This is a genomic window from Kyrpidia spormannii (genome assembly GCF_002804065.1).
Classification (GTDB): Bacteria; Bacillota; Bacilli; order Kyrpidiales; family Kyrpidiaceae; genus Kyrpidia; species Kyrpidia spormannii.
Window position 1 is genome coordinate 1,068,723 of sequence record NZ_CP024955.1, and the last position, 12,918, is coordinate 1,081,640.

The 12,918-nt window shown below is 60.6% G+C and carries 10 protein-coding genes; all 10 read left to right on the forward strand.

All coding sequences use genetic code 11. From position 1 onward, the window contains the following. Window positions 1–23: 23 nt before the first annotated feature. Window positions 24–923 carry a GTPase Era gene (gene era / locus CVV65_RS05300; RefSeq protein WP_198592189.1) on the forward strand — a complete coding sequence of 300 codons (900 nt, stop codon included), beginning with the start codon at window positions 24–26 and terminating at the stop codon, window positions 921–923. Window positions 924–1,007: 84 nt separating this feature from the next. After that, on the forward strand, window positions 1,008–1,160 hold the full coding sequence (locus CVV65_RS16695; protein WP_157935389.1) for a YqzL family protein: 153 nt from the start codon (window positions 1,008–1,010) through the stop codon (window positions 1,158–1,160). Beyond that, window positions 1,157–1,942: a DNA repair protein RecO gene (gene recO / locus CVV65_RS05305; RefSeq protein WP_157935390.1), complete on the forward strand. Its 786-nt coding sequence runs from the start codon at window positions 1,157–1,159 to the stop codon at window positions 1,940–1,942. The genes CVV65_RS16695 and recO overlap by 4 nt, the downstream gene beginning before the upstream one ends. 279 nt (window positions 1,943–2,221) lie before the next feature. Then, complete coding sequence (gene glyQ, locus CVV65_RS05310; protein ID WP_013074828.1) at window positions 2,222–3,070, forward strand: glycine--tRNA ligase subunit alpha; 849 nt, start codon at window positions 2,222–2,224, stop codon at window positions 3,068–3,070. Beyond that, window positions 3,070–5,157, forward strand: a complete 2,088-nt coding sequence (glyS, locus tag CVV65_RS05315; RefSeq protein WP_100667265.1) for a glycine--tRNA ligase subunit beta — start codon at window positions 3,070–3,072, stop codon at window positions 5,155–5,157. Before glyQ ends, glyS begins: the two co-directional genes overlap by 1 nt. 162 nt (window positions 5,158–5,319) lie before the next feature. Next, on the forward strand, window positions 5,320–5,952 hold the full coding sequence (locus CVV65_RS05320; protein ID WP_100667266.1) for a transcriptional regulator CcpN: 633 nt from the start codon (window positions 5,320–5,322) through the stop codon (window positions 5,950–5,952). Window positions 5,953–5,971: 19 nt separating this feature from the next. Next, window positions 5,972–6,784 (forward strand): pyruvate, water dikinase regulatory protein, encoded by an 813-nt coding sequence (locus CVV65_RS05325; protein ID WP_100667267.1) that lies wholly within the window; start codon window positions 5,972–5,974, stop codon window positions 6,782–6,784. Then, a complete protein-coding gene (ppdK, locus tag CVV65_RS05330) occupies window positions 6,781–9,423 on the forward strand; it encodes a pyruvate, phosphate dikinase (RefSeq protein WP_100667268.1) in 2,643 nt (880 codons plus the stop codon). The genes CVV65_RS05325 and ppdK overlap by 4 nt, the downstream gene beginning before the upstream one ends. A gap of 367 nt (window positions 9,424–9,790) precedes the next feature. Next, entirely contained in the window at window positions 9,791–11,659 is a 1,869-nt protein-coding gene (gene dnaG / locus CVV65_RS05335) for a DNA primase (protein ID WP_157935391.1), read from the forward strand. Then, on the forward strand, window positions 11,659–12,798 hold the full coding sequence (gene rpoD, locus CVV65_RS05340; RefSeq protein ID WP_100669204.1) for an RNA polymerase sigma factor RpoD: 1,140 nt from the start codon (window positions 11,659–11,661) through the stop codon (window positions 12,796–12,798). The genes dnaG and rpoD overlap by 1 nt, the downstream gene beginning before the upstream one ends. The last annotated feature ends 120 nt before the right edge of the window (window positions 12,799–12,918 follow it).

Below are 12,918 nucleotides of genomic sequence, written 5' to 3' on the forward strand. Positions count from 1 at the left end.
AATAAGGGGGTGAAAGCCCAGTGGTGGACAGCTCAGGATTTCGCTCAGGGTTTGCAGCTTTAGTCGGTCGTCCCAACGTGGGCAAGTCTACGCTGCTCAATCGGCTTATCGGCACGAAGATTGCGATCATGTCGGATAAGCCGCAAACCACCCGGAACCGCATTCGCGGGGTCTTGACCCGGGAGAACGGCCAAGTGATTTTTTTGGACACGCCGGGGGTGCATCGGCCCAAACACCGTCTGGGGGATTATATGACCCGCCTGGCGTTGGCGACGCTCCAGGAGGTGGATCTCGTCCTCTTTGTCATTGACGTGACGTCGAAGTTCGGCCCAGGGGAGCAGGTGATTCTGGATCATTTGCAAGGGGTGGAAACGCCTGTATTCCTGGTGATCAACAAGATCGACCTGGTTTCGCCGAGAGAGTTGCTGCCGATGATCGACGAGCATCGAAAACGGTACCCGTTCCGGGAAGTTGTCCCGGTTTCCGCGGTGAAGGGGACGAACCTCGACCGCCTGGAGGAGCGGATTTATGCCACTTTGCCCGAAGGCCCGCCGTATTATCCGGCAGATCAGGTCACGGATCATCCCGAGTCCTTCATTGTCGCCGAGTTGGTGCGGGAGCAAGTCCTGAATCTCACCCGGGAAGAGGTCCCCCATTCTGTGGCGGTGACGGTGGAAGAAATGACCCCCCGGGAGAATGGCCTGCTTTACATTCGGGCGGTGGTGGTGACGGAGAAGGAGAGTCAAAAGGCGATCCTTATCGGCCGGGAGGGCGGGATGTTGAAGCGGGTGGGCCAGAGGGCCCGAAGAGAAATCGAGGCGCTGCTCGGCTCGCGTATCTATCTGGACCTCTGGGTGAAGGTGAAGAAAGACTGGCGAAATCGCGAGCCGATCCTGCGCAATTTTGGGTACGTAGAGGATTAAGCGATGCAATGATTCCCTTGCATAGGGCCCCCCGGTTGGGATACGCTAACGGTACTCCGAATCCCAAAGTGAGAGTGATGGGTTGTGCGGGAATTGTCCTGGCGGTGGTTCACCCAGACGGGATCGATCGACGCCTATCTCCTCTATTCACAGTACCAGAGTTCGGAGAACGCGCCGGGGGAGGAGGGAAAAGATCCACCGGCTTCGGGAAGCGAGGAAGCGGAGGCCAAAGTATGAACGTCCAGGTGGAAGGCATTGTGTTGCGGGGAGTGGACTATGGGGAAACCCATCGGATCGTGACATTGCTGACGCCGGAGATCGGGAAGGTCGGGGCCATGGCCCGGGGAGCCAAACGGCCCCAGAGCCGCCTGCGCGCCTTGGTGCAGCCCTTGGTGCGAGGGACATTCTCCCTGGCCTATCGGGGGCAGGGCATGGCGATCATTCGCCAGGGCCAGTGGTTGGAAGGATACCGGGCGATCCAGGAGGATCTCTGGAAGCACGCCTACGCCGGGTATGCGGCGGAGCTGGTCGATCGGTTTGTGGAGGAGGCGACCCCCAACCCCGGAGTTTATGAGTTTTTCCGCCAGTGGCTGGAAGCGCTGGCCGCGGGGAAAGATGCGGAAATTCTCACTCGCTTGTTTGAGCTGCACGTATGCGAGTGGGCGGGGGTGCGGCCGCTGCTCGATCGTTGCGCCGGATGCGGCGCGGCGGTGGGATACGCCAGGATGTTTGATTTGTCCGGTGGCGGGCCTCTTTGCGACCGGTGCCTCGACCTGCGCCGCGGCATTCCCATTCGCCCCCAGACTTGCGCAGTGATGCGCGCCTTGCAGTCGGTGCCCGTAAACCGCCTGGGGGATATACGGGTGGGCCCGGATACCCGCCGGGAGTTGGCCGACCTGCTCGGGGCGTATTTGGAACATCACACCGGGGCCCGCCTGCGGGGCCGGGAGTATATTCGCAGGCTGCGGGAATACGCCTGGCCGGGGCCGCTTGACGGGGCCGGAGGGGATTTGGTATGATTCGATCCGACAAGGACCAAGAACGGGCGAGGAAGGGTCTATAGTACCCGGGGGCACTGACCCCAAGCGAGCCGGGATGGGTGGGAGCCCGGCGGCAGTCCCGGGGAAACGGCAGCCTGGAGCCTGGGTGGAAAAGAGGGTTCGCACCGGAGGTGCGGATCAAGTAGGGTGGAACCGCGGGAGAACCATCTCTCGTCCCTATGGGGCGGGGGATGGTTTTATTTGTTTCCAGAGGTTTAGGCAGGATGTTTTAAAGGAGGCATAACGCGGAGGATGGCCATGACCTTTCAAGAGATGATTCTGCGGCTGCAAGAGTTTTGGGCGGGCCGGGGCTGCGTGCTGGCCCAGCCCTACGATGTGGAAAAGGGTGCCGGGACGATGAACCCCATGACCTTTCTGCGGGTGCTCGGCCCTGACCCGTGGCGGGTGGCCTACGTGGAGCCTTCCCGTCGCCCGGCGGACGGGCGGTACGGCGAGAATCCAAACCGGTTGTACCAGCACCATCAGTATCAGGTGATTCTCAAACCCTCTCCCGAGGACGTCCTCGAACTGTATTTAGAAAGCTTGCGCAGGTTGGACATCGACCCGGAGGAACATGATATCCGGTTTGTGGAGGACAACTGGGAATCGCCGACTCTGGGGGCCTGGGGGTTGGGTTGGGAGGTGTGGCTGGACGGCATGGAGATCACCCAGTTTACGTATTTTCAGCAGGTGGGGGGGTTGGACGTCCGACCCGTGGCGGCGGAGATCACCTACGGGCTGGAGAGGCTCGCCTCGTATATCCAGCAGTGTGACAACGTGTTCGACCTGGTCTGGGTGGAGGGCGTGACTTACCGGGACGTGTTTTTGCGGGGGGAGTACGAGCACTCGAAATACAGCTTCGAGGTTTCAGACGCCGAGCAACTCTTTGAATGGTTTTCCTCCTATGAGCGGGAAGCCCGCCGTGCCCTGGAGGCGGGGTTGGCCCTTCCAGCTTATGATTATGTGTTGAAGTGTTCCCATACGTTCAATCTTCTCGAGGCCCGGGGAGCCATCAGCGTATCCGAGCGGACAGCCTTTATCGGCCGGGTGCGCCAGTTGGCTCGCCTGTGCGCGGAAGCCTATGTCGGGGAAGGGGGGCGGGAGTGATGGCGGCACCGTTTTTGTTGGAAATCGGCGTGGAAGAGTTGCCGGCTCGGTTTGTTCCTGAAGCCCTGGAACAGCTTCGGGTGAGAATGTCCGAATGGTTGGAGGCTCAGCGCCTCGCCCACGGTGCCGTGCAGGTCTATGGCACCCCCCGCCGCCTGACGCTGTACGCGGCGGATCTGGCCGAAAGACAGGAAGATCGGGAATTCCAGGTTCGGGGGCCGTCCCTGAAGGCGGCGAAAGGACCAGATGGCCGCTGGACCAAGGCGGCGGAAGGGTTTGCCCGAAGTCAGGGAGTGGCTGTGGACGATCTGGTGGAGCGGGGGACGCCCCAGGGCGTGTACGTTTACGCGCTGAAGCGAGAAGCCGGCCTTCGGACTCCGGAGCTTCTTGCCGGCTATATCCCGGAGCTCGTCCTCGGCCTCTCCTTTCCGAAGACGATGCGTTGGGGGACGAGGGACGTCCGGTTTGCCCGGCCCATTCGCTGGTTGGTCGCCCTATACGGGGAGGAGGTCGTGCCGGCGGAGGTGGCCGGCGTGAAAACCGGCCGCATCAGCCGAGGGCACCGCACCCTTCATCCCGGGCCGGTGGAGATCCCCGGGGCGGAGGCGTACGTCGATATGCTGGACGCGGCCTTTGTGATGGTGGATGTGGCGCGGAGAAAAGAGGTGATCGTCGATCAGGTTCGCCGGGCGGCGGAAGAGATCGGGGGCCAGGCGGTGATCGACGAGGAGCTGCTGGAGGAAGTGGTGCATTTGGTGGAATGGCCGACTGCTTTCGCCGGGGCCTTTGACCGGGACTTTCTCCAAGTGCCGCCGGAAGTGATCATGCTGACGATGAAAGAAAACCAGCGGTATTTTCCCGTGGTGGACGGGGACGGCGGTCTCATCCCCGGATTCGTGGGGGTGCGAAACGGTGGAGACCACCGGCTGGACGTGGTCAGGGCGGGGAACGAAAAGGTCCTCCGGGCGCGATTGGCGGACGCAAAGTTTTTTTACGACGAAGACCGGAAAATCGCCCCGATTCGCGCGATGGAGCGGTTGCGGAACGTCGTTTTCCAAGAGGGCGCAGGCACAATGTACGACAAGGTGGAACGGGTGCGCCGGGTGGCCCTGGCGTTGGCGGACCGGCTCGGTTTGGGACCCCGGGAAGTGGAGACGGTGGAGGCGGCGGGCAGGATCCTGAAATTCGACCTGGCCACGCACATGGTGTATGAGTTCCCGGAGCTAGAAGGGGTCATGGGGCGTTATTATGCCTTGGAAGCCGGGGAGGGATCGGAGGTGGCCGAGGCGATCCTGGAGCATCACCGGCCGCGGTTCCCGGGGGACGACTTGCCCGGGAGTCCGGCGGGCACGGTGTTGGCTGTGGCAGACAAAGCGGATACCCTGTGCGCCTCCTTCTATGCCGGCATTCGGCCCACGGGGTCCGAGGATCCCTACGGGCTGCGGAGGAACGCCCTGGGGCTGCTCCAGATTTTGCGTTATCTGGAGATCCCCATCGCCTTGGGCGAAATCCTCGATCTCGCCGAGGATGCTTTGCGCGCCAGCGGGTTTCAGGACGGCGGGACTTGGCGGGCGGATTTGGACAGTTTTGTCACGACCCGGCTCCGCACTTGGCTGTTGGAGGAAGGTCGGCGCCACGACTTGGTGGATGCGATTCTCGGCCGAGCCGATGAACCCCTTGCTGTCCTGATCGGGCGGGTGCGGTTTTACGAAAGTCTGGCTGACGAAGGCCACTCCGGACTCTACGAGACCGCCGGAGCTGCCAAGCGGGTGCACAATCTCGCGAAAAAGGGTGAAGGCCTCGCCGGGGAGCCGGATCCGGGGCGATTTCAGGACGATGCGGAACGGGCCCTCCACGAAGCCTCCCGGCTGGCGCGCCAGGAGTTGGAAGCGGCCCGGGCTGCGGGGGACGAAAAGAGGGCTCTTGACGCCATGGGCCATCTGAATCGGGCCGTTCACCCGTTCTTTGACCGGGTGATGGTGCTGGTGGAGGACGAGGAGATTCGGGAGAATCGATTGCGCCTCCTGCGGGATGTGGCGGACGTTTACAATCTGTTGCTCGACTGGAGGCAAGTGGTACTGTCTTAAAATCAGTGTGCCATCATGGACCACCCTCTCTTGCGGAAAGGAGGGTGGTCAATTAGTATATACGATATACGGGATAACAGCCAAAAGTATAACACATTGACCGACACCCCTTTCCACATTCAGCGTGATCATTCGGGCCGGGGGTGGTGAGGAACCATCGAATTGACCAAGCGGCAAGAGCAGATTCTTGAAATCGTACGCCGAGAGGGACCGATTACCGGGGAACGAATCGCCGAAAGGTTGCATCTGACCCGGGCGACCCTTCGACCGGACTTGACCGTGCTAACCATGGCCGGGTTTCTGGATGCCCGCCCCCGGGTGGGGTATTTTTACGTCGGCAAGCCCATGGGGGAAGTGATTGCCGACCAGCTTCGCAACATGAAAGTCAAGGACTACAAATCGGTCCCGGTGGTGGTGAGCGAGGCGACCTCGGTGTACGACGCCATTGTGACGATGTTTTTGGAGGACGTGGGGACGCTTTTTGTGGTTCGGGATCAGGCGGTTCTGGCAGGTGTGGTGTCCCGGAAGGACTTGCTGAAAGTGGCGATTGGCGCCCAGGATGTTCGGGAAGTGCCGGTGGGCTTGGCGATGACCCGGATGCCCAATATCATCGTGGTGACGCCGGAGGAGAACGTTTACGAGGCCGCGAGGAAGCTGATCGATTATCAGATCGACGCATTGCCGGTCGTCCGGGTCATGGATGCCCACAGCAAACAACTTGAAGTGGTCGGCCGCTTTACCAAGACGACGATCGCGCGAATCTTCGTCGAGTTGGGATCGGGCCGGGACATCTGAGGAGGGGATCCGGAGCTTTATGCGGCGCATTGTCTACGTGGTTTCCGATTCGGTCGGCGAGACGGCGGAATTCGTCGTTCGGGCGGCCGCCAGTCAGTTCGACGGCGGGAGGGTGGACGTACACCGAATTTCCTTTGTCGACGATGTATCCACGCTCCGGGAGGTCGTGGAGTCCGCCCGGGAGGACGGGGCGCTGATCGCCTTTACACTGATTCTTCCGGAGTTGCGCCGGGAGATCGCTCGGCTGGCGGAGGAGGGCGGGGTGATCGCTGTCGACATCATGGGGCCGATGATGGACGCTTTCGGGAAGGCCTTTGGCACGCCCCCGAAGCTTCGCCCGGGCTTGGTTCATCAGCTGGACGAGGAATACTTTCGCCGGGTGGAGGCGGTGGAGTTCGCCGTCAAATACGATGATGGTCGGGATCCCCGGGGGCTGGTGCGGGCCGATGTGATCTTAATCGGCGTGTCCAGAACGTCGAAGACGCCCCTGAGCATGTATTTGGCGCACCGGCGGTTAAAGGTGGCCAATGTTCCCCTGGTCCCTGAGGTGGATCCGCCTGAGGAGCTGTTTACCCTCCCGGCCAAAAAGATCATCGGTTTGACGATCAACCCTGAGGAACTCAACAAGATCCGGACTGAACGCCTGCGGTCCCTGGGATTGACGGCCCAGGCCAATTACGCGACTCTGGAGCGAATTCTGGTTGAACTGGATTATGCCGAAGGGATCATGAAAAAAATCGGCTGTCCCATTATCGATGTCAGTAGCAAAGCGGTAGAGGAGACGGCGAGTATCGTGCTCGACATTTTGAAGCGGGGGGGAACCCGGGCATGACACAGGTGAAGCAGATTTACGCCTTTGATGAGGGCAACGCCGGAATGCGGGATTTGTTAGGGGGAAAAGGTGCAGGACTGGCGGAGATGACCCGGGCCGGGCTGCCGGTGCCCGAGGGTTTCACCATTACCACAGCGGCGTGCCGGGCGTATTTTACCGCCGGGGGCCAGTGGCCCGAGGGGCTGCTCGACGCCCTGGATGAGGCTGTGTCGCAATTGGAGGAGCGCACGGGGCTGAAGCTGGGGGATCCCGATCGGCCGCTGCTCGTGTCTGTCCGCTCGGGGGCCGTGTTCTCCATGCCCGGGATGATGGATACGATTCTGAATCTGGGACTCAATGATGATACCGTGTTGGGGTTGGCCCGGCGGACGGGGCAGGACCGGTTTGCCTGGGATTGTTATCGCCGTTTTATCCAAATGTACGGGGACGTGGTGCTCGGGGTGGACCACTACGCTTTCGAACAGATCATCGACGAGCAGAAGGCCGCCCGGGGAGTGCGATTGGACACCGAACTTTCGGCCGAGGATTGGAAGGCAGTGGTTGAGAAGTATAAGCAGTTGGTGGAAAAGGAGACCAAACGCCCCTTTCCCCAGAATCCGAGAGAGCAGTTGCTGGGGGCGGTGCGGGCGGTATTTTCGTCCTGGAACAATCAGCGGGCGGTGGTGTACCGCAAAATCCACGGGATTCCGGAAGATCTCGGCACGGCGGTGAATATCCAGCGGATGGTGTTCGGCAATCTCGGGGACGATTCGGGCACCGGGGTGGTGTTCACCCGGAATCCCGCCACCGGGGAGGCGAAGCTGTACGGGGAGTTTCTGTTAAATGCCCAAGGAGAAGACGTGGTGGCCGGGATTCGCACCCCTTCGCCCATTGCCCAGCTAGAAGAAACAATGCCCGAAGTTTACCGCCAGCTCCTGGATGTTGCCCGGAAACTGGAGCGCCACTATCGGGACGTCCAGGACATCGAGTTCACCGTCGAGCGGGGGCGGCTGTTTTTGCTCCAGACCCGGGCGGCAAAACGCACCGCCCAGGCCGCGGTGAAGGCGGCGGTGGATCTCGCCAAAGAGGGAATTATCGACCGCATGGAAGCGATCCGCCGGGTGGATCCAGACAGTTTGACCCAGCTGCTACACCGGCGGATTGACGAGGCGGCCGATCTGGATCGGCTGGCGAAAGGGTTGCCCGCTTCCCCGGGGGCGGCCAGTGGTCGGGTGGTGTTCGACGCCGATGAGGCGGTCCGGAGGGCCAACGAGGGAGAAGCGGTGATTCTCGTCCGGTCGGAGACCACGCCGGAAGACATCCATGGCATCGTGGCCAGTCAAGGAGTCTTGACGTCCCGGGGCGGGATGACCAGCCACGCCGCCGTGGTGGCCCGGGGTATGGGCAAAGCTTGCGTGTGTGGATGCGAATCGGTGCGGATCGATTTTCGCAAGCGGGAATTCATCGTGGAGGACGGGCGGACCATCCGAGAAGGGGACGTCATTACCATCGATGGCGGAACGGGACAGGTGTACCTCGGGGCGGCTCCCTTGGTGGACCCGGCGTTGTCGCCGGAGTTTCAGGAGTTGTTGGCCTGGGGGGATGAGGTGCGGAAACTGTCGGTCCTGGCCAACGCGGACAATCCGGAAGATGCGGCCAAAGCCCGGGAGTTTGGCGCCCAGGGTATCGGCTTGTGCCGAACGGAGCACATGTTTTTGGGGCCTGATCGGGTTTCGATCGTTCAGCGGATGATTCTGGCGGAAGACGAGGAGGAGCGGGGGAGGGCTCTCGGGGAATTGCTCCCTTTGCAACGGCAGGATTTTGTCGGGATTCTCCGGGCCATGGCCGGCCTGCCGGTGACGGTGCGCCTGCTCGATCCGCCCCTTCACGAGTTTCTCCCCAACCTCGAAGAGCTGATGGTGGAGGTCACGCAACTGAGGGAGCGGGGCGACGACCCGGCCCGCCTGCGGGAGCGGGAACGTTTGTTGCGCAAAGTCCGGGTGTTGCACGAAGCGAATCCGATGCTGGGTCATCGGGGCTGCCGGCTCGGCATCACCTTCCCGGAAGTGTATCGGGTGCAGGTTCGGGCGCTCTATGAGGCGGCGGCGGAGCTGGCGGCCGAGGGTGTGTCCGTGAAGCCGGAAGTCATGATCCCCCTCGTCGGGCACCACCGGGAGCTGGAGATCCTTCGGGCCCAGGTGATTGAGGAAGCGGAGCGGGTTCTTCAGGAGAAGGGTGTGGAGTTGCCCATTAAAGTCGGCACCATGATCGAGGTGCCCCGGGCCGCCCTGACCGCCGGGGAGATCGCCGCCCAGGCCGACTTTTTCTCCTTTGGCACCAACGATTTGACCCAGATGACCTTCGGGTTCAGCCGCGACGACGCGGAGGGGAAGTTTCTCCACGCCTATGTTCAAGGGGGAATTCTCGACGCGGACCCCTTTGTGGTGCTGGATGAGCCGGGTGTGGGCCGGTTGATTCGCTGGGCCGTGCAGGAGGGGCGCATGGCGAATTCAGAACTCAAGGTGGGAATCTGCGGCGAACACGGCGGGGATCCCCGTTCGATCACTTTTTGCCACAAAGTGGGCTTGGATTATGTCAGTTGTTCCCCCTATCGGGTGCCCGTCGCGCGATTGGCCGCCGCCCGGGCCGCCCTGGAATAGTGCTGTGGGGCGAATGATCTTTCGACACAGGAGCCGGTGGACTCGGGTGATGTCGATGTACTTGTCTACGTGTGTCGAAAGTGAATTTTTTGTGGCTGCCTCCCGCCGATCGATCCGGCGGGAGGATTTTTCGAGGAAAAGACGTAAATATGTAGAGCGGGCCTTTACAGCCTTCAGGGGTTTTTGACGGTTTCGCAGGAAATTCGTCGAATCTGCTGTCGGACTGTCGCCGGGGCAGGAATTTGGAGTGGATTGTAGAATACTTTATCTACGTTGGAATTTTAAACGGTGGTGATGAGCTGCAGGAATTTGTCGAGTAGTGTCGAATTGACGTGTTGTTCCTGTCTCTCGGGCGAGGAGGGACATCGTGGCCAGGCGGATTCCGGAAGATCTCATTGATCGTGTGCGGCAAAGTGTGGACATTATCGACGTCATCGGTGAATATGTACACCTCAGGAGGGTTGGGCGCTCATACGTGGGCCTGTGCCCGTTTCATTCCGAACGGACGCCGTCCTTCACCGTCTCGCGGGAGAAGCAAGTGTATCACTGTTTTGGCTGTCAAGCAGGCGGCACTGTTATTCATTTTCTCATGGCGATCGACGGCATTACGTTCCAGGAGGCCGTCCGGAAGCTTGCAGCCCGGTCGGGGATCCCGGTCCCGGATGTCCAGGAGGACGAAGAAGAATCGGGGTACTCCGAGAAACGGCGGGATGCACTCAGGGCCTACGAGCTCGCCGCCAAGTGGTATCAACACTTGCTGTTGAATACGGTCTACGGGAGGCCGGGTCGAACATATCTTGAAAAACGACGCATCTCCACTACCACCGCCCACGATTTTCAGCTGGGGCTCGCACCTGCGTCCCGGGATTCGCTGATGGCGTTTCTCGAGAGAAGGGGGCTCGACCCGGTCTTTCTGATGGAGATCGGGTTGGGGGCGACAGGGGAACACGGCAGATACGACCGGTTCCGGAACCGTTTGATGTTTCCCATCTGGGACGGACAAGGCCGCGTCGTGGCGTTCGGCGGCCGGGTTCTCGGCCGAGGGGAGCCGAAGTACCTGAACTCTCCTGAAACGCCGCTTTTTCACAAGGGTCGCCATCTCTATCCGTGGCACAAGGCGCGATCGGCCCTCCGGAAGACTCGCCGAGCGTTTCTCCTGGAAGGCTATATGGATGTGGTGGCCATGCACCAGGCCGGCTTCACGGCGGCGGTGGCCTCCCTCGGGACGGCACTGACCGAAGAACAGGCCAGGATGTTGAAGCACAACGTCGATGAAGTCATTGTGGTCTACGACGGCGATGACGCCGGTCGGCGCGCAGCGGTACGGGCGGGACTCCTTTTGCAAGGAGTGGGGGTGACAGCCAAAGCCGTTCGCCTTCCCCCAGGGATGGACCCCGACGACCTTCTCAGGGAGAAGGGACCGGAGGCCATGAAGCGGGTGCTGGAACAAGAGACCATGAGTTTGACGGCATTTCGATTGGCGGACCTTAGGGACCGGCGGTCGCTTGCAAACGCCGAAGATCGGGTATCCTTCTTGCAAGAAGCCCTGAATGTCCTGGCGGACGAAGAATCGGCTGTGGAAGCGGAAACCCATCTGCAGAGTCTGTCAAGTGAGTTTCATATATCCCTCGAAGCGTTGAGGCACGATCTAGACGAAACGAGACAAAGACAGACCTTGACGAGGGATAAGCATGGAAACAAGTGGAATACTAATATAGATCCCGCCACAGGACCGCAGGTGAACCATTATCCGCCTCACGTTGCGGCGGAGCGCCAGATGCTCACCTCTATGTTACTCGATCCGGGGGCTGCCAGACAAGTTGAAGAGGTGGTGGCTGACGAATTTTGTGTTGAAAGCCACGCCGTACTGGCCGCCCATCTGTACCGGTATTACGGAGACGGAGGGACAGCGGATCCCACCGCTTTTTTGGAAACGGTGGACGATCCCGCCGTGCGCTCGGTGGTGACTTCTCTGATTATGGAACATGAACGCCGCCGAGATCAAGGCCGGGCGGGGTGGAGTTTAGAGGATTGCTTCGCGACGTGGCGGCTGGCCCGATATGAAGATGCGTTGCGGCAGGTCCGGGAATCTTTCGATGAGGCCGCCCGGGCCGGCCGGTTTGAAGAGATGTATCGACTTCAAGAACAGATGAAAAGCCTCCGGGAGGAGATCGACGCGTTGAAGAACCACCAGGGCGTTTTTTCGCAGTCCCGTACGGAAGGAGGGATTCGATGATGACGGAGCCGGGCGATGACAACAAGGAGCGGCAGCCCGAGGAATCCCTTGATCAGGTCAAACAACAACTCGTGGCGACGGGTCGCAAACGCGGGGCTCTGACGTACCACGAGATTATGGATAGATTGGCGCCTTTTGAGCAAGATCCAGATCAGATCGACGAGTTTTTCGATTATCTGTCGGAACAGGGGATCGAGGTCCTCAATGAGAACGAAGAAGATCTCGTTCTGGAAGAGGACAACGAGCATCCGGCAGAAGAAGAGGATCACGAGGAATACGACCTGGAAGATCTCAGCGTTCCCCCCGGCGTCAAGATCAACGACCCCGTCCGGATGTATTTGAAAGAGATCGGCCGGGTTCCCCTCCTTTCGGCGGAAGAGGAGATCGAGCTGGCCAAGAGAATCGAGCAGGGGGACGAAGAGGCAAAGGCCGGGCTTATCAAAGCCAATTTGCGCCTGGTGGTCAGTATCGCCAAACGGTATGTCGGACGCGGGATGTTGTTTCTGGATCTCATCCAGGAAGGCAACCTCGGACTGATCAAAGCCGTGGAGAAGTTCGATTATCGCAAGGGATATAAATTCAGCACCTATGCGACGTGGTGGATCCGCCAAGCGATTACCCGGGCCATCGCCGATCAAGCGCGGACCATCCGGATTCCGGTTCACATGGTGGAGACGATTAACAAACTGATCCGGGTATCGCGGCAACTGCTTCAAGAGTTGGGGCGGGATCCCACTCCTGAAGAGATCGCCGAGGAGATGGATATGAGCCCGGATAAAGTGCGGGAGATTATGAAGATCGCCCAAGAGCCGGTTTCACTGGAAACGCCCATCGGCGAGGAGGACGACTCCCATTTGGGGGATTTTATCCCGGACGACGACGCGTTGGCGCCGGCCGACGCCGCGGCCTACGAGTTGCTCAAAGAGCAACTGGAGGACGTGTTGGATACCCTGACGGAGCGGGAAGAGAATGTGTTGCGTTTGCGCTTCGGGTTGGACGACGGCCGCACCCGAACCCTGGAAGAGGTCGGGAAGGTGTTCGGCGTCACCCGGGAGAGGATTCGCCAGATCGAGGCCAAGGCCCTGCGCAAACTGCGCCATCCCAGCCGGAGCAAGCGGCTGAAAGATTTTCTGGAGTAAAAAGGAAGATCCTGATGCAAGACATCCGCGAGCGGGCGGGTGTCGTTTTTTTTGCCGGTGGACCGAGAACTCTGGATTGCGGAAATTCCCCCGCCGATCGTATAATAAAATTGAACGAAC